The 17,232-nt window shown below is 39.7% G+C and carries 14 protein-coding genes, 1 tRNA gene and 1 riboswitch; of the genes, 7 read left to right on the plus strand and 8 right to left on the minus strand.

Annotated elements, in window-relative coordinates:
• The first annotated feature begins 20 nt into the window (after positions 1-20).
• Positions 21-644, plus strand: coding sequence for a porin family protein (locus C1721_RS07400; RefSeq protein ID WP_102409312.1), 624 nt, complete (start codon positions 21-23; stop codon positions 642-644).
• 67 nt (positions 645-711) lie between these two features.
• On the opposite strand, the gene C1721_RS07405 is transcribed toward C1721_RS07400, so the two are convergent.
• Positions 712-1,572 carry an alpha/beta hydrolase gene (locus C1721_RS07405; RefSeq protein WP_102407796.1) on the minus strand — a complete coding sequence of 287 codons (861 nt, stop codon included), beginning with the start codon at positions 1,570-1,572 and terminating at the stop codon, positions 712-714.
• Positions 1,573-2,164: 592 nt separating this feature from the next.
• Here C1721_RS07405 and rplM point away from each other — a divergent pair.
• The 4 genes from rplM to tsf all read left to right on the plus strand — a co-directional run bounded on the left by rplM (position 2,165) and on the right by tsf (position 5,012).
• Positions 2,165-2,620, plus strand: coding sequence for a 50S ribosomal protein L13 (gene rplM, locus C1721_RS07410; protein ID WP_102407797.1), 456 nt, complete (start codon positions 2,165-2,167; stop codon positions 2,618-2,620).
• Positions 2,621-2,625: 5 nt separating this feature from the next.
• The gene (gene rpsI, locus C1721_RS07415; RefSeq protein ID WP_102407798.1) at positions 2,626-3,012 is read left to right on the plus strand and encodes a 30S ribosomal protein S9; all 387 of its coding nucleotides are present in this window, start codon (positions 2,626-2,628) and stop codon (positions 3,010-3,012) included.
• Positions 3,013-3,153: 141 nt separating this feature from the next.
• Complete coding sequence (gene rpsB / locus C1721_RS07420; protein WP_102407799.1) at positions 3,154-3,996, plus strand: 30S ribosomal protein S2; 843 nt, start codon at positions 3,154-3,156, stop codon at positions 3,994-3,996.
• 188 nt (positions 3,997-4,184) lie between these two features.
• On the plus strand, positions 4,185-5,012 hold the full coding sequence (gene tsf / locus C1721_RS07425; protein WP_102407800.1) for a translation elongation factor Ts: 828 nt from the start codon (positions 4,185-4,187) through the stop codon (positions 5,010-5,012).
• Positions 5,013-5,088: 76 nt separating this feature from the next.
• Here the strand turns inward: tsf and C1721_RS07430 are convergent, their stop codons facing one another.
• From C1721_RS07430 to C1721_RS07445, 4 genes are all read right to left on the minus strand, one after another.
• Complete coding sequence (locus C1721_RS07430; protein ID WP_102407801.1) at positions 5,089-6,282, minus strand: pyridoxal phosphate-dependent aminotransferase; 1,194 nt, start codon at positions 6,280-6,282, stop codon at positions 5,089-5,091.
• Between the two features lie 81 nt (positions 6,283-6,363).
• The gene (locus C1721_RS07435) at positions 6,364-7,578 is read right to left on the minus strand and encodes a bifunctional 3,4-dihydroxy-2-butanone-4-phosphate synthase/GTP cyclohydrolase II (RefSeq protein ID WP_102407802.1); all 1,215 of its coding nucleotides are present in this window, start codon (positions 7,576-7,578) and stop codon (positions 6,364-6,366) included.
• A gap of 11 nt (positions 7,579-7,589) precedes the next feature.
• Positions 7,590-9,476 (minus strand): LptF/LptG family permease, encoded by a 1,887-nt coding sequence (locus tag C1721_RS07440; RefSeq protein WP_102409314.1) that lies wholly within the window; start codon positions 9,474-9,476, stop codon positions 7,590-7,592.
• Between the two features lie 103 nt (positions 9,477-9,579).
• Positions 9,580-9,963, minus strand: a complete 384-nt coding sequence (locus C1721_RS07445; RefSeq protein WP_102407803.1) for an START-like domain-containing protein — start codon at positions 9,961-9,963, stop codon at positions 9,580-9,582.
• A 188-nt stretch (positions 9,964-10,151) separates the two neighbouring features.
• Here C1721_RS07445 and C1721_RS07450 point away from each other — a divergent pair.
• A tRNA-Met gene (locus C1721_RS07450) sits at positions 10,152-10,225 on the plus strand.
• 1,389 nt (positions 10,226-11,614) lie between these two features.
• On the plus strand, positions 11,615-13,480 hold the full coding sequence (locus tag C1721_RS07460; RefSeq protein ID WP_102407805.1) for a response regulator: 1,866 nt from the start codon (positions 11,615-11,617) through the stop codon (positions 13,478-13,480).
• On the opposite strand, the gene C1721_RS07465 is transcribed toward C1721_RS07460, so the two are convergent.
• The 3 genes from C1721_RS07465 to C1721_RS07475 are packed head-to-tail and all read right to left on the minus strand — an operon-like array spanning position 13,477 to position 16,942.
• The gene (locus C1721_RS07465) at positions 13,477-14,112 is read right to left on the minus strand and encodes a thiamine diphosphokinase (RefSeq protein ID WP_102407806.1); all 636 of its coding nucleotides are present in this window, start codon (positions 14,110-14,112) and stop codon (positions 13,477-13,479) included. The genes C1721_RS07460 and C1721_RS07465 overlap by 4 nt on opposite strands.
• Positions 14,096-14,707 carry a nicotinamide riboside transporter PnuC gene (gene pnuC / locus C1721_RS07470; protein WP_102407807.1) on the minus strand — a complete coding sequence of 204 codons (612 nt, stop codon included), beginning with the start codon at positions 14,705-14,707 and terminating at the stop codon, positions 14,096-14,098. Before pnuC ends, C1721_RS07465 begins: the two co-directional genes overlap by 17 nt.
• 15 nt (positions 14,708-14,722) lie before the next feature.
• Complete coding sequence (locus tag C1721_RS07475) at positions 14,723-16,942, minus strand: TonB-dependent receptor (protein WP_102407808.1); 2,220 nt, start codon at positions 16,940-16,942, stop codon at positions 14,723-14,725.
• A 45-nt stretch (positions 16,943-16,987) separates the two neighbouring features.
• Positions 16,988-17,096: riboswitch (TPP riboswitch) on the minus strand.
• Positions 17,097-17,232 lie beyond the last annotated feature (136 nt).

The following is a 17,232-nucleotide window of genomic DNA, read 5'->3' on the forward strand; positions in this document are numbered from 1 at the left end:
GAATTAATATGAAGGTATTTATGCGCAAAATAGGGTTGATGTTACTTGTTGTATTGCTGGTGATGCCTGTTGCTGCCAAAGTTACATATGGTGTGCGTTTCGGTGGAGCTTATTCTTCATTAATACAGAAAGTGAATGACGAATATGAATCCGGTGCCCGCTTCGGCTTTAGCGTGGCCGGTCTGGCTGACATACCTTTATATAAAAGATTCTCTCTTCGTCCTGAGATAGCCTTTGTCAATCAGGGCGGTTCTTATTATTCTGCACCGCAAATGGATGAAATGGCTTATCTGAACAAATGTTCTTATTATTCAATACAAGTTCCTGTAAACTTGGCTTATACTTTCTTGTTTACGGATGTCCGCTTTAGTATATTGGCAGGTCCGGCTTTTGACTTTTCTCTTTTTGGTAAGATGAAGAATAAGGAGACAGACACGGATATATTATTTGGGACAACGGAAGATAAAGACCTGAAATCTTTTGACCTGGGAGTTAAACTGGGTTTGGGTGTGGAATATAGCAATTTCTTTTTCTCTATAGATGCTTTTTGCGGAGCACTGGACCGGAGGGCAACCAAACGTCCCGGTGAAACGTCTGTATATCAAAACAATGTTACGTTTTCTTTAGGTTATTTCTTCCGCTAATACTAAAAAAAGAAGCTGTGCCAAGTCTTTGTTTTGACTTTTGCGACAGCTTCCTTCATTAAAATCTTCAAGCTCTCCGGAAAGATACACTTATGAATTTAAGAACCTCCGGCAAGGCCGTACGCCAATATGTCCAGGTATGACCGCCGCCATGTACCCTGAATTCGTGTTGTATTCCTTTCTGTTGCATAAGTTTATGGGCTTGGAAGTTACCGTCTAGTAATGCGTCTTTATCTCCGCAATCTATATAATAACGTACTTGAGGCAGATTGTCGGGAGTTAGTTCCGACAGGATTTGTAATACACTGTTTTTATGCCAATGATTCAATCCCGGACCATACAGGCGCGCAAACAAATCTTTGTGCGTGTTTTCCTGCCTCTGTTTCATTACCTGATCGTCGAAAACGGCAGCACTTAACGGGGCGCAAGCCGCGAAATAATCCGGGTGATGTAATGAGTAAATAAAAGAACCATATCCTCCCATAGACAGACCTGCCACGGCGCGATATTCCTTTTTAGGCCTTGCCCTGTACGTCTTTTCGATATATGGGATGAGTTCTTCAAAGAACATGTCTTCATAAGATGCTTTCCCGTCATATTGGTTAATGTAAAATGTATCCCAGGCATCGGGCATGACAATAATCATCTGGGCCGCGTCTCCGTCTTCAATGGCGCGGTCGGCTATGGTTTTCACCTCACCGGCTTGTAGCCACATGGTTTCATCGTCCGTATATCCATGTAATAAATAAAGTACCGGATAATTCCTTGAGGATGTGTTATAATCCGAAGGAAGGTAAATAGAGTAGGAGACTTCTTTTCCCAGTTTTTTACTCTGGAATTTCAATGATTCGAACGTACTGCTCTGACTATATCCCACAAAGGAGACGCAGATACAAAAGACAATGGCAAGTATCAGTTTGCTTTTCATATATTATATAGATTTAAATAAGACTTGCTTTTATATAGATGTCGTAAAGGTAATGATAAAAATGAGATTGTAAGGTTTTAAAACCAGTCAATGAAGATTTCAATGAAGATTTGTTCCATTTTGTTCCATGCCGATGAAACAAAAGTTTCACCCTGATGGAACAAATGTTTCATCCCGAAGGAACAACTGTTTCATGCTGATGGAACAAGTGTTTCAAGTCGGAGGAACAAAAGTTTCATCAGCATGAAACTTTTTACGCCAAATTATTTCTTTGTTTTATGTTTTAAGCATCCATATACAAAAATAGCAAGAATAAGTGAATCGCTACGGTTTATGGAGAATAAATAGGTTCTATACTGTTTTATCCGGCAAGACTCTCTTTTTATCTATGTGATAGAATATTCCGGATACGTTTGCTTTGGAAAAAGATGTGGAAAAGTTTTGTATTTCGAATAAAAGACGTACCTTTGCAAGCCGATTATTGTCAAATTATACTAAGAGTTTAGTTCTTAGCGCATTGTTGCTTCATGTGTCCGTAGCGGCAATGTGGCTAAGTAGTTTTTTGAGTTATTAATTATTTAAATTTTAAGCAGTGGATACTTTAAGTTTTAAGACCATTTCTGCAAATAAAGCAACTGTAAACAAAGAATGGGTCATTGTTGACGCAGAAGGACAGACTTTAGGTCGTCTGTGTGCAAAGGTGGCTAAGCTTTTGCGCGGTAAGTACAAACCCAATTTCACTCCGCACGTTGACTGTGGTGATAACGTTATTATCATCAATGCAGACAAAATCGTTATGTCTGGTAACAAGATGAACGATCGTATTTATTTGAGATATACCGGATATCCCGGTGGACAGATTGAATATACGCCAGCCGATCTGATGAAGAAAGGTGAAGACCGTCTGTTCCGTAAAGTAGTTAAAGGTATGTTGCCAAAGAATCGCTTAGGTGCTAAATTACTGAACAATATGTATGTTTATGCAGGTACAGAACACAAGCACGAAGCTCAGCAGCCTAAATTAATCGATATAAACTCATATAAATAATCACAATGGAAGTAGTAAATGCAATAGGAAGACGTAAAGCAGCAGTTGCTCGCGTATTCGTAAGCGAAGGTACAGGAAAAATTACTATCAACAAGCGTGATCTTGCTAATTATTTTCCTTCTACAATTCTTCAGTTCATTGTAAAGCAACCACTTGCAAAACTGAATGTTGCAGAACAATATGATATAAAGATCAACCTTGATGGCGGAGGCTTTAAAGGACAATCTGAAGCCGCTCGTTTGGCAATCGCCCGTGCATTGATAAAAATCAATCCGGAAGATAAGCCTGCATTGAGAGCAGAAGGCTTTGTTACCCGTGACCCGCGTGCTGTTGAACGTAAGAAACCAGGACGTCCAAAAGCTCGTAAGAGATTCCAGTTCAGTAAACGTTAATATTATTTGTGAGTCCCTTACAAGTAAAGCAAAGCGTTTAGTATCTAAATTGTCGGGATTTCTTTTGCATGCAGACATGTCGGAGGACTACCTGATGATTGAGTTAATCAAAAGAATGTAAACGATTTAAGAAAACAAACAATGTCAAGAGTTAATTTTGATCAGTTATTAGAAGCCGGAGTACACTTCGGACACTTGAAAAGAAAGTGGAATCCAGCTATGGCTCCTTATATCTTTATGGAGCGCAATGGTATTCATATCATTGATTTATATAAAACAGTTGCTAAAGTAGACGAAGCAGCAGAAGTAATGAAAAACTTGGCTAAACAAGGTAAGAAAATACTTTTCGTTGCTACCAAAAAACAAGCTAAACAAGTTGTCGCCGATAAGGCTTCTTCTGTTGGTATGCCTTACGTTATCGAACGTTGGCCGGGTGGTATGTTGACAAACTTCCCTACTATCCGTAAAGCTATCAAGAAGATGACTACCATCGATAAGATGACAAAAGACGGTACATTTGATAATTTATCTAAGAGAGAAAAACTTCAAATCACTCGCCAACGCGCTAAGTTGGAAAAGACATTAGGTTCTATTGTAGACCTTACCCGTCTGCCATCCGCTTTGTTTGTTGTTGACGTGATGAAAGAACATATTGCAGTTCGTGAAGCTAACCGTTTGGGTATTCCTGTATTCGGTATGGTAGATACTAACTCGGATCCTAGCAATATTGATTACGTAATACCGGCTAACGATGATGCTACTAAATCAGTAGAAGTAATCTTGGGCGCTATTTGCGAAGCAATGAATGAAGGATTGCAGGAACGCAAAGCAGAGAAAATCGATACGGAAGCTGCTGGTGAAGACGCTCCTAAAAAGGAACGTAAAGCTAAATCGGCTGTAAAGAAAGAACGTACGAAGAAGGAAGACGACGAAGCGTTGAACGCTAAAGTTGCCGACAAGTTCGCTAAGGATATAGAAGAATAATTCATTCTTAATATTGCGGTGTGTCTACTATGCGGTTAACTTTTGGTTATGCAGCTGGTTGGCACATCGTTTTTTAAGTAGTTGGTAGTTAGTAGTTAGTAGAAAATACAATCATTATATTCTATAGCCGATAACCAATTCCTACTAACTACCAACTACAAATAGTAATAATTAAAAAAATAAAGATTATGGCAGTTACAATGGCTGATATTTCTCACCTGCGCAAAATGAGCGGTGCTGGAATGATGGATTGCAAGAAAGCTTTGGAAGAAGCTAATGGTGATTTCGACAAGGCAATGGAAATCATCCGTAAAAAAGGTCAGGCAGTTGCCGCTAAACGTTCAGATCGTGAAGCTTCTGAGGGTTGTGTCTTGGCGGCTGACAAAGGCGGATTCGCTGCAGTTGTTGCTTTGAAATGTGAAACGGATTTTGTTGCAAAGAATGCTGAATTCATTGCTTTGACTCAAGATATTTTAAATGTTGCAATGGATAAGAAACCGGCAACAAAAGAAGATTTACTGGCTGCTCCGTTGGCAGACGGCCGTTCTATTCAGGAACATATCACGGATCGTGTTGGTGTAACAGGTGAAAAGATGGAGCTGGGCTCTTACGAATTCGTTAACGGAGAGTTGACAGTGTCTTATATCCACCCGGGAAACAAACTGGCTACGGTTGTTGCTTTCAACCAGGCTAATGTTGAACATCAGATGGCTCGCGATATTGCTATGCAGGTTGCAGCTATGAACCCGGTTTCTGTTCGTCCGGAGGAAGTTCCGCAGAACATTATCGACCAGGAATTGGAAATAGCAAAGGATAAAGCTCGTGAAGCAGGTAAACCTGAAAACTTGTTAGATCGTATCGCTCAAGGTGCTTTGCAGAAATATTACAAAGAAAATACCTTGTTGCAGCAGGAGTTCGTTAAGGATGCTAAGCAGACTATCGAACAGTATCTGCATTCGGCAAACAAAGAACTGACAGTAGTTGCTTTCAAACGTGTTACTTTGAATGTAGACTAATAATAGGTTTCTATATAATTATAAAAGGCATGTAGAATTTCTGCATGCCTTTTATTTTTTGTATATAGGAATAAGTTTATTTCAATGCGGCCAAAGCTTCTTTGATCCGTTTGATAGCTTCAACAATGTTTTCATCGCTGGTTGCATAGCTCATGCGGATACACTCAGGAGCTCCGAAAGATGTACCGCCAACACAGGCTACATGAGCAACTTCCAGAAGATACATTGCCAAATCATCGGCGTCGTTAATTTTACGTGTACCGTCTGTCTTGCCGTAATAATAGCTGCATTTCGGGAACAGGTAGAAAGCGCCTTCCGGTTTGTTTACTTCAAAGCCCGGAACTTCTTTTGCCAGATTAACGATCAGGTCACGACGGCGTTCGAATGCTTTACGCATTTCTTCAACCGGAACTTGCGTGCCTGTATAAGCGGCTTCGGCTGCTTTCTGAGATACGGAGCAAGGACCGGAAGTGTACTGTCCCTGTAGTTTGTTAACGGCCTTAACTATCCATTCCGGACCGGCAATAAAGCCAATGCGCCATCCTGTCATAGCGTATGCTTTGGAAACGCCGTTTACGATAACAGTGCGGTCTTTCATACCTTCTACAGAAGCAATGCTGTTGTGCTTACCGATGTAATTGATATGTTCATAAATTTCATCGGCAATGACGATAATATCCGGATGTTTTTTCAATACGTCAGCTAAACCTGCCAATTCTTGCGCGCTATATACAGAGCCGGTAGGATTGGAAGGAGAGCAAAGAATTAATGCCTTTGTCTTTGGAGTGATCGCTGCCTCAAGTTGTGCCGGAGTGATTTTGAAATCTTGTTCGATACCAGCCGGAACAATCACCGGTTTACCTTCTGCCAGCTTTACCATTTCCGGATAGCTTACCCAGAAAGGGGCAGGTATAATAACTTCGTCTCCCGGATTTACCAGTACCATGATTGTATTACAAACGGATTGTTTAGCACCGTTCGCGCAAGAGATCTGATTGACTGTATATTCCAATCCGTTTTCGTTTTTCAGCTTAGCAACGATAGCATTGCGTAAGGCCGGATAGCCCGGTACAGGAGAATAACGTGAAAAGTTATCATCTACCGCCTGTTTGGCTGCTTCCTTGATGTGGTCGGGGGTGTTGAAGTCCGGTTCTCCCACACTCAGGTTGATAACATCGATACCTTGAGCTTTGAGTTCATTGCTCTTTTGAGACATCGCCAATGTTGCAGAGGGCGATAAACTTGCTAAACGATCTGAAACTTGTGTCATGACACTGCTTTTTGTATAGGTTATTTTATATTGATACGACAAAATTAATCAATAATTAGAATCGTTGCAACGTTTTGCTAATTATTTGATATTATGTAACACATGTCCCATACGTTCCTTCTTTGTCTTCATATAAAACTCGTTATATGGGTTTGGAGAAACTTCAATCGGGACATTCTCAACAACTTGCAATCCATAAGCTTCCAGACCTACGCGTTTTACGGGATTATTGCTCATCAGGCGCATTTTGTGTATGCCTATATGACGTAATATCTGTGCGCCTACGCCATAATCACGTTCGTCGGCTTTGTGCCCCAGACAGATATTTGCCTCTACCGTGTCCATGCCGTTTTCCTGCAGTTTATAGGCTTTCATCTTTTCCATCAGGCCGATGCCTCGTCCTTCCTGATTCAGGTAGATCACAGCGCCTTTTCCTTCTTTCTCAATCATTTGAAGCGCTTTATGAAGCTGGTCGCCACAATCGCAACGCAAAGAACCGAAAATATCTCCTGTAGCGCAGGATGAGTGAACGCGAACTAAAACGGGTTCGTCCGAATTGATTTCTCCTTTAATGATGGCAATATGTTCCAGTCCATTACTTTTCTGACGGAACGGAATCAGGTGGAAGTGTCCGTATTGGGTAGGCATATCTACTTCAACGCCTTGTTCCACGATTGATTCTTGTTGCAAACGGTAAGCAATCAGCTGGGCAATAGAGATGAGTTTAATATGAAACTCATCGGCCAATTTGCGCAATTCCGGCAAACGGGCCATTGTGCCGTCCTCATTCATAATCTCCATCAATGCTCCCGCCGGATAAAGTCCTGCCAGACGCGCCATGTCGATGGTCGCTTCCGTATGACCGGCACGGCGTAATACTCCTTTTTCCTGAGCGTATAAAGGATTGATATGTCCCGGACGGCCGAATGTTTCCGGTTTTGAATCCGGATCAGCTAATGCCTGGATTGTAGCTGCGCGGTCTGCGGCAGAAACACCGGTTGTACAGCCTTCTAATTTATCAATGGTAACCGTAAACGGCGTACCTAACACGGATGTATTATCTGTAACCTGGTGTGGTAAATCTAATTCTTTACAGCGTGAAACTGTAATAGGAGCACACAAAACACCTCTGGCATGTTTTAACATAAAGTTAATCTTCTCAGGTGTCACCTTCTCTGCTGCAATAATAAGGTCGCCTTCGTTTTCACGATCTTCATCGTCTACTACAATTAAAAACTTTCCTTCACGGAAGTCTTCAATAGCTTCTTCAATGGTGTCTAACTTGATTTCGCTCATATTTTTCGTTTTTAATCTTTACAATAATTCTTTATTATGGATGTTAACTCCTGGCTGGTTTTCTGAATAGTCTGAACGTCATGGCGCAACAACTTTCGTTGATAAGTGGCAATCAGATATACAGGAATACCAATAGGAAAGAAAAAGCCTATTATCAATCCGGTTTTCCCGCTTATTTTTGTATTCAATTGGTTATAGCCTCCAATGATTGGGTAATCCATCAACTTGTTCAGTACCAGATTCTGATCGGAGTTGGAGAGTTCTTCTATGATATTTTCCATTTCGGTCGCTAGTTCTTCTGCCGCATGGTCTTTTCCTCCCTGTTCCCAGAATTTGATATAATTCAGCCAATGTTTATGTCCTGCCAGATAAATATTACTGTTTGCTGCCAGTTTTTCAAGACGCGGAATCAACCCGTTATAATCCGGGTTGAATATAATGACTTCTTTCTTCTCAATTTTACGTCCTGATCGCTTTCCTATCAGATTCTTCAGTGCATTCAGATAAGTGTCGGCATTCAATATCACAGAATCATTAACTGCTTTATAAGTAAGAAATATGCCTAAAGGCGCTAATACGGCAGAACTTAACCACATACCTTCCCATGCTTGCCAAATACCGTCGCGTGCCATTTTAAATCCGATATTATCAATAATGTAATAGAAGATGAATAAGATTACCGAAATAATGACAGGTACACCTAATCCTCCTTTTCTTATAATAGCTCCTAATGGTGCGCCGATAAAGAAGAAGACCAGGCAGGCAAAAGATAAGGTGAATTTTTTATGCCAATCTGTTATATGACGTCGGAGTTTATAGGCTTCGTCGCCAATAGTTGCCGCTTTGAAGTAATATTCGCTTTTCGTGCTTTCAATAGAAGACCTGGCTCTTGCCAACAAACTGGCTTTTGAACTGGGTGTCTGTGCTTGATATAAGCTGTCGAAATTCATAATGATGACAGGCTCTTCTTTTTCTTCTTTTTTTTCGTTGGCAATTTGGCTAGGATTGGTATTTAAAGATTTTTTGTATGAATTGTCATAGATCGCTTTTGAGTTAATGTTTTTGATACTATCCAAACGTACAGTCATCGAATCAATAGAGGTTTGCAGATCGTTCAGCTTTTTACCCATAGATTGGTTTTGCATGAATAACTCATCCGTACGGTTAAAGTTCGCATCAAATTCTATCAGAATATCTTTTGTCTTAAAACTTTCCCTGCGGTAAGGAATTGCCGCTTTGCTCTTGGCGGTAGTTGTTTGGTTTTTCAGGTTCTCAAAAGATTCTCCATTGTATAGAGACAGGATGAGGAATAATTTGTTGGCTGATGTTTTTAATCGTCCGGAATCGGCAAGAATAACTCTGGCATTATTGAATCCTTCCGAAAAATCATAGATCATCATGTCTTTCAGTAAGCCGGTTGCGTTGTCTTTCTGACGTACATATACGTTGAAATTGGGAATGTCTTTATAGAACGTGCCTTCAGGGATATCCAGCTCAGGAGATTTCTGACGCATTGAATATAACAGCGTATATAGTTTGACTTGTACAACGGGCATTACATTGTTCTGAAAATAGAAAGCACCCACACATATAAAGGAGATAGTGATAATAAGGGGTTTCATGATGCGTATAAGCGATACGCCGGCCGATTTCATGGCTAATAATTCCAAGCGTTCCCCTAAATTGCCGAAAGTCATTAATGAAGCTAATAGAATAGCGAGCGGAAGAGCCATTGGCACTAAAAATAGAGCGGCATATAAAAACATTTCTGCAAGTACGGGAACGCCAAGCCCTTTTCCTACCATATCGTCTATATATCGCCAGAGAAACTGCATTAATACGATAAACAGGCATATACCGAAAGTCATTAAGAACAACGGCAGGAACGTCTGCAGCATAAATGTATATAATCGTTTTATTCTTAACATTGCCTTTATTCTATTGAAATGGCAAAAGTAGTGCAAAAAACGATATTAACCTTACGATTTCTCTAAAACTACCCTAAATACCGAGCGTGCGTTTTAATTCTTCTACCTGTGAATCCCATAAATCGATGCTATCTGATTTTTCGTTGGGTTCTGCATAGTCGGTTATTTCAAGAGATGTTGCACCGGTGAGTTCTACAGTGTGTATTATAAATTCAAAGTAAGCATTTTCGTCTTCTTCTTCCAGCCATCGATAACGTATGCTGATTTCCGGCTTTATTGAAAGTACTTCCGCATCTGCCCGTTCTTTATTCCATACAAATGTGTAGGTGTTATTGTTGACTAGGACATCGTCTGCAAACCAAGCAGATAAACCTGGTGGAGTGGTGAGGTGGTTCCACAAACTTCTTCTGGATACTTTATCAAAAATGTATTCGACATGAAACTTTTCTTTCTTCATCGGTCACACTGTTTATTGCGCAGCAAGATACATAAAAGATTTTGATAATGCCAATAAAAATCAATGAAAAGACTTCTCTTGTTTAGGCAATTACTCCAAAACCGTCGAAAATAAATGATTTTTTGCATTTAAATGTTGCATAGTATAAAAATAACCTCTACTTTTGCAGCGTCAATTACGAAATGAATGGCGAGATAGCTCAGCTGGTTAGAGCGCATGATTCATAATCATGAGGTCCCCGGTTCAATCCCGGGTCTCGCTACAGTAAAAGCCAACAAGTATTTACTTGTTGGCTTTTTTGTTTTGTTAATGACTGGAAATGATTGCATGATTTTTGGAATTGTTTTTACTTTGTGCCTGATAATACTTCCCGATATTATAATCTGATACAGAAACCTGTATTTTTGTGGCAAAAATGTATGAGTTTTGTCTTTTTATAGAAAAATGATAAGAATACCTCTATTAAATGATATAAATACATTCTTCTTGTAGAAATCTCTCTTTATATATTTGCATAACAAATAAGCAAAGTGATTTGTGAAATTTTACCCTATGACTCTTGTTTGCAGAAATCCTTAATGATGCAAACAAAACCTAATTAACATAACCGTGAGGTTACATAATTATATGACTGGGATAATTGGTAGGCATATGATACTGGTTATCCTAGTTTTTTACCAGTTAGTTTCTGTTTTTACTGTTGGAGTATAAAAAAACGGCGCACACGCGGATCACTCCGAACGTACGCCTTTATGCATATAAAAAAATTGAGGGTCTATTTTTATTAACTGAATTGTAGGATTTGCATGGCTGTTTTTACAGTATAATTTTAGCAAAACTTACAATAGAGCTAAGAATTTAATTTTTAATTCTCGGCATATACAGGCAAAAACTTGCCTTCCTTTACATTTTCGCTCGAAAATTAATTCGTTATTAATCCGAATTTTTATTACAACGTTTGGAGGTCGGTAGACTTAGGAGTTGTTTTGCGATAAGTTATTTTCTAACTAAAACCAATAAAAGCAACTTTATCGTCACTGTGTTTTCTTTTCTGGAAAACAGACCGAATGGACACAGTTACTCTAAACTATAAAACTGCTTTAAATAAGTGATTTGTGAAATTTTACCCTTTTACATGCCCCTTATTTACCTTATGAATTTACCCTATAACGCTGTGATGCAGATTTGACCAAATATAAAGACTACTATTCTTCTTGCGTTGAATTCCAACCTTCAATCCGGCTTCCTCTTCTGCAAATGTATATACTATATTTTTACTTCCAAATAAAAATGAAGAATATTTTGAGGAAAGGTGGCAAAAAATGTTAATAATGTTGCTTATGGTTGTAAAAATATCAAATAGAGGTGCTAAAATGTTCTTTATGGGTTGCATTTATGTCACTTGATATTATTGAAAATGATTTTTTGAAATGATGTTATATGTTTTATTTTAGCGGGCATTTATTTCAAATTGATGATTTTAATAATATTGTTTTAAATTGTTTGGTTATGATTCGTATTTAATTGAATTTTTGATATTTTTACTTTTCTCTTTTTTTAATCAGATTTTTATTTACACCTTTGTTTCCCATATAAATAGGATAGATACTTTATTGTTTATTTTATTACGAATACTCATACTTTTATTCTTATGGAAATAACACTAATCGTTTTATTGACCTTTTTTTGTATAGCAGTGTTCTTTTATGCGTTTCGGCAGAAATCTATTGTTTCCTTTTTCGTGAAAGTACAAGAAGAAAATGAAAAATTAAAAATAGAATTAGAAGAACTTAAAGATGCTAATGCCGAATTAAAAATAACCAATGATGATTTGACCAGGAAAGTTGAGGAAGAAGAAATGGCTATATCCACTTTAGCCGGAAATAAGCGGGAGTTGGAGCAATTATTGGTTTCAAAGATTAAGGAAAATGATGCAATCATACGTGAGGTTTCTGAAAAAGAAGAAGATGCCCAGCGGAGAATAAAAGAAGCGGAGCTTATGCATGATAGTTTTTTTGTTGAAACAATTCATGAAATGCGTACTCCGTTATCTTTGATTTTGGGCTCATTATCATTAATCGTACAAAAAAGGAATTCGGAGGAAGATTTGTCTACTCACCTTCTGTCTGCTTATCGTAATACTTTAGCTTTGCAAGATTTGGCAGACCAGCTTATTGGTACTGGCCGGAATAACGATATAGCTGATTATCTACGTATTGCGCGTTATGATATGATAGAGATTTCACGTCAGATATGTGATCTGTTTGTAGACTGGGTTTCTATGAATAATATTGATTTCTGTGTGAATACAGAAATTGATGTGTTATGGGTTTGGCTTGATCGTCGTAAGATAGAATACGCTTTACGCACTTTGTTGACGAACGCGTTTAAAAATACTTTTTGTTTCGGTAAGGTGGCATTGAATATTTCGGTTGTTCGTAAAGATAACAAGGCATATTGTTGTTTGTCTGTTCAGGACGAAGGATTGAATGAACAAGAAGGCGTGCATCGTGGATTAAAGCAAATTGTCGATATGATTAATAATATCGGAGGTATATATGAGCATGAAAACAACGACAATGGAACTGTTTATACATTATATATTCCGCTGGGTAAACAACATTTAATGGATCTTCGTGTCGAATTCGTAGAACCGGAGTGTGATCTTGTGAAACTGAATGATCGCCAGAAAGAAGATATTGCTAATTTAATCCAGATTGTACCGAGAAAGAAAGTAACGGGAAAGAAATTGTTGGTAATAGACGATAGTGATCAGATCAGATGGTTCTTGAAGCGTATCTTTAATGACGAATATCAGATGCTTGAAGCGCGTAATGGAGAAGAAGGAATAAAAGTAGCCTTTGAACAATTACCGGATATTATCCTTTGTGATGTAATGATGATCGGTAAAGACGGATTTGAAACATGCCGGGAGATAAAACAAGACCATCGTACGGCGCATATCCCTGTTATCATGCTAACGGCAAAAGTTGAGAATAAGGATGTTTTAACCGGAATTGAAGCCGGTGCCGACGATTATATTACGAAGCCGTTTGATATAGAAATACTTCGTAGTAAAGTTAATAGCTTATTAAAGCGTCGTGAGAAATTGTGGAAATATTTTGCTAACGCGCCCGCGATAGATTCGGCAGAAGCAAATGACGTGCAGCAGCCGGCTGATAATAATATACAGGCCAATCCATTTATGGATTTGGTGATAAAGAATATAGAAAAGCATTTGGACGATCCCACTTTTGCCTCAAAGGTTTTAGCTGATTCGTTAAACATGAGTTTGCCAACTTTATACCGCAAAATGAAACAATATTCTGATAGCAGTATTCTGGAGCTTACGCGTACAATTCGCTTAAAGAAAGCTTCCGAGTTGATACTTACGCAACAATATACCGTTCAGGAAGTGGCGGAAATGGTTGGTTTCAATGATGTTGCTACTTTCCGGAAACGTTTTACGGAGCAATATGGCGTTACTCCTTCCCAATATGGAGTGCCGACAGCTTAATTTTGATTCTGCATATAAACTATGACTCGGGTTTCCGGTGAAAGAAAAACAGTAAATTTATCACCGGTTGCCTCGTTTAATGTGCCTTGCCACCAGGCTGTGAGTGTTCTGTGATTGATAGGCCAGCGTAAACCTTCGGTGCTTATTTCTCCATATGGATACATCGGGAAAATGGAAACTTGTTGTTTGGGGCTACTGGACAAAGTTGTTGTTCGTAGTATTGGAATAAATCTACCGTAGTCGGAAAGCATTTCTATATGTTCAAACAGAGGCGCATATTCCAAAAGCAAAGAAATATTACCTAGCGTATGGTCTTCCCGTAATCCGGTTGCACCAAGTATCAGAATCCGTTTGTATCCGGCTTGGTGAGCGTAATAAACAGATTTTGTCAGGTCGTTTATTTCCTGGTCTTCCACAATATGAATCCGGTCTGCATACAACTCTTTTAATGAAGCAGGAATACTGTCCATATCGCCAATGATGGCAGAAGGTGTTATGCCTTTGTCGTGAAGCGTTTGAACAGCTCCGTCGCAAGCAATCACAACAGGTGCGTTGTGCAGATAATCCAATGGCAATTGTGCGGATGGAAAACTGCCATTGGCTACTATTATACAATCATAAAGCATCTTCATTTGTCCTGATTCCTTTCTTTTTCCAGGTGTACCAACCGGCTATGGCCAATAAGGCGTAGCAAATATAAAGAAACATTGTGGGATAAAGCCCGCGTAAATAGTAAAGATATACGGAGATGATATTGGCTACTATCCAGAATATCCAGTGTTCAATGATGCGTCGCGCCAGCATCCATGTGGCGATAATGCCGATTGCGGTGGTAAAAGCATCGCCTATCGGAATCGGGGAATCTGTGAAATTATTCAAGATATACCAAAGGATAAAAAAGACCACAAGTAACGAACCGCCGATGGCTGCTGCAAGAGGAAACGTCAGATGCCGGTAAATAATCCTTTCGGAAGGAGTTTTATTTTCTTCCGGGAGAACTTCTTTTTTCTTCCTGGACCATTGCAAAAAGCCATAAATACTGATGGCCACATAATAGATATTAAGCCCCATGTCTGCATATATCTTGGAGAAGAAAAAAACGAAGACATAAACAAGGGACGTCAGGAATCCTACTATCCACATGGCCCGGTGTTGTTTTATCTCGAGAATGAGATAAAGCAAGCCGGTTATGACGCCGAAATATTCAAAGAAGTTGACCGTTGACATTTTTGACCGTTGACATTAAAATTTAAGTGTTACTCTTGCCATAACATTGGTGCCTGCCTGTGTAAAATAAGAGGCATAATCTTGCCGTTCACCGTCAATAATGGAAGAATACACATTTCCGTTTGTTTCGTATTTTGTATTAAACAAATTATTGATACTGACGTCCAATCCTATTTCTTTTAAGAATTTCGGATTGATAATATAACCTACGCGCAAACTATTGATAAAATAAGGATCAATAGAACGGGATTTGCAGGATGTATTATCCAGATACTGCCGGCCTACAAATTGCGAATTGAAGCTTGCAGAGAAATTCTTCAAGTTGAAATCGAACATGCTGTTTGCTATTATACCGGGAGAAAATGCGATATTGGTAGTTCCCAAATAGAAACTAACCTCTTCTTTTCCGGGTATCGGATTTTCATTACTGTCCAGATTGCTTACGGTTTCTGTAAAATGTTTGATCTTATTTTGACTTAAGGTTACATTTCCATTCCATCGCAGCCATTTAGTGATGATGGCCCCGGCTGTCAGTTCAATACCCATACGGTAACTGTCCTTTATATTGGAAGTGAGCGCTTCGCCTATCTCACTGATTTTTCCTGTCAGGATAAGCTGGTTGTTATAATCCATGAAATAAAGGTTCGCCCCGATGTGAAAACGGGAATGCGTGAAACTATATCCGGCTTCATAATCGTATAATGTTTCATGCGCAGGCCGCTCATTCGGGCCGGCTTCGGTGAAGTTATCCCGGTTAGGTTCACGGTGTGCTACCGAGAAGGACGCAAATGCGTTATGGCCTTTGTGCTGGAAATTGACTCCGGCTTTCGGGTTGAAGAAGTTCCAATTCTTATTTATATCCAAACCTTCTCCCGCCTTGTCGTCACTTCCTTTTATGGTATAGTGAATGCCTCGATACTGCATATCCAGATAACCGGTAAATAACCGTGAAAGGTGTTGGGTTAGCTTGGCATATACATTATAGTCCAGTTTCTTTCCGGTATTGCGGTAATATTCGTAATCCGGTTGCGGCAAAGAATTTGCTTTCTTTGTCCATATTACCCGCCCGAAATGGTCGCCCGTATAATTGTTTACGGCAGTACCTAAAGCGAGGCGCGTATTCCTGCGTTGGTAATTGGCACTGAAAACAGCTCCATAGAAATTATTATCCAGCCATTTACGTCTCACAAGGTCGGTCTTCTTTACCGTATTTCCTTCCGGATCAATATATTCGGGTAGCTTGTAGCTTGCGTATTTAGCGTTAGATTTATAATCTTCATAATAGCCGTTTCCGTCGGTATAATGAAGGGTTAAGTTCATATTCCAATAATCGCCTAAACGCTGGCTGGCCATCAAATGATAATTATGTTGCCAGTAATTATCGGTTTGGTTGCTATAGAATTTCTTTACTCCGTCTTCCTCATATTCCCCGCAAGGGTTATAGGTCCTGTCTGTGTTTAGCAGATAAGAAGGTACGCCATTCCACGCCTGGTAAGTAGTTTCACTGTTCCCGAATGCCTGAAACTTAATCAACGTGTTGTCTGCATAGAAAGCGGCAGAGGCATAATATGAACCCATGCGGGCAAAAGCGCGGTCGATAAAACCGTCACTGCGTATGTTGGAATAGCGGGCGTCGAAAGCAAAATGGTCGTAAAGCAATCCTGTTCCTCCTTTCACAGTATGTTTGAGAGTCCCGAAAGAACCGGCGGATATTGAATATTCGCCGTAAGGCTGTAATGACGGTTTCTCGGTTTGCATGGCAACAGTAGCCCCGAAAGCGGCCGCCCCGTTGGTGGATGTGCCCGCTCCCCGTTGAATCTGGATAGATTCCACCGAAGATGCCATGTCTGCCATATTTGCCCAAAATACAGTATGCGATTCGGAGTCGTTTACCGGGACGCCGTTTATCGTGATATTGATCCGGTTTGCATCCGTGCCTCGAATCCGGAAACCGGAATAGCCGATGCCTGTTCCTGCGTCGGACGTCATAATAACAGACGGAGATAGTGAAATAAGATACGGAATACCTTGTCCGTCATTTCTTTGCCTTAACTCTTGTCCGGAGATGTCGCTATAAGCTACAGGCGTTTCTTTTCCTGCCTTGGTGGCTGTTATTACCACTTCATCCAATGATACATCTTTATAAACTTTCAGGGAATCTATTGTTTCCTGAGATTTGCTTTGAGCGTGAAAAACGGCCAGTGAAGCGGCCATTACAATTAAAACACTTTTCATCCTTTTGCCTTGTTGTGTGTAAAACGAAATGGTGAATAGTGGAGGAGTGAATGTTGATTAAAATCCCTGCGCCGGCATTATCCGTATCAGGTTCAATGGGTGTAATCTCAGCCTGTATTGAAAAGAATCGGTACAAGCACCCCTTTTATATTCGGGGGACAAACTTACGCATAATCGTTGAAATAAACGAATGAATCAGTCAGAATAGCAGTTTCATTTTGTTCCATGCCGGTGAAACTTTTGTTTCATGCCGAAGGAACAAGTGTTTCATCCCGATGGAACAAATGTTT

Source organism: Parabacteroides bouchesdurhonensis, from assembly GCF_900186615.1.
Taxonomy (GTDB): domain Bacteria; phylum Bacteroidota; class Bacteroidia; order Bacteroidales; family Tannerellaceae; genus Parabacteroides; species Parabacteroides bouchesdurhonensis.

Excerpts from the sequence above, each read along its gene's own strand:
- C1721_RS07400 (WP_102409312.1), top strand. The coding sequence starts at position 21 with ATGCGCAAAATAGGGTTGATGTTACTTGTTGTATTGCTGGTGATGCCT.
- C1721_RS07405 (WP_102407796.1), bottom strand. The coding sequence starts at position 1,572 with ATGAAAAGCAAACTGATACTTGCCATTGTCTTTTGTATCTGCGTCTCC.
- rpsI (WP_102407798.1), top strand. The coding sequence starts at position 2,626 with ATGGAAGTAGTAAATGCAATAGGAAGACGTAAAGCAGCAGTTGCTCGC.
- rpsB (WP_102407799.1), top strand. The coding sequence starts at position 3,154 with ATGTCAAGAGTTAATTTTGATCAGTTATTAGAAGCCGGAGTACACTTC.
- tsf (WP_102407800.1), top strand. The coding sequence starts at position 4,185 with ATGGCAGTTACAATGGCTGATATTTCTCACCTGCGCAAAATGAGCGGT.
- C1721_RS07430 (WP_102407801.1), bottom strand. The coding sequence starts at position 6,282 with ATGACACAAGTTTCAGATCGTTTAGCAAGTTTATCGCCCTCTGCAACA.
- C1721_RS07435 (WP_102407802.1), bottom strand. The coding sequence starts at position 7,578 with ATGAGCGAAATCAAGTTAGACACCATTGAAGAAGCTATTGAAGACTTC.
- C1721_RS07440 (WP_102409314.1), bottom strand. The coding sequence starts at position 9,476 with ATGCTGCAGACGTTCCTGCCGTTGTTCTTAATGACTTTCGGTATATGC.
- C1721_RS07445 (WP_102407803.1), bottom strand. The coding sequence starts at position 9,963 with ATGAAGAAAGAAAAGTTTCATGTCGAATACATTTTTGATAAAGTATCC.
- C1721_RS07460 (WP_102407805.1), top strand. The coding sequence starts at position 11,615 with ATGGAAATAACACTAATCGTTTTATTGACCTTTTTTTGTATAGCAGTG.
- C1721_RS07465 (WP_102407806.1), bottom strand. The coding sequence starts at position 14,112 with ATGAAGATGCTTTATGATTGTATAATAGTAGCCAATGGCAGTTTTCCA.
- pnuC (WP_102407807.1), bottom strand. The coding sequence starts at position 14,707 with ATGTCAACGGTCAACTTCTTTGAATATTTCGGCGTCATAACCGGCTTG.
- C1721_RS07475 (WP_102407808.1), bottom strand. The coding sequence starts at position 16,942 with ATGAAAAGTGTTTTAATTGTAATGGCCGCTTCACTGGCCGTTTTTCAC.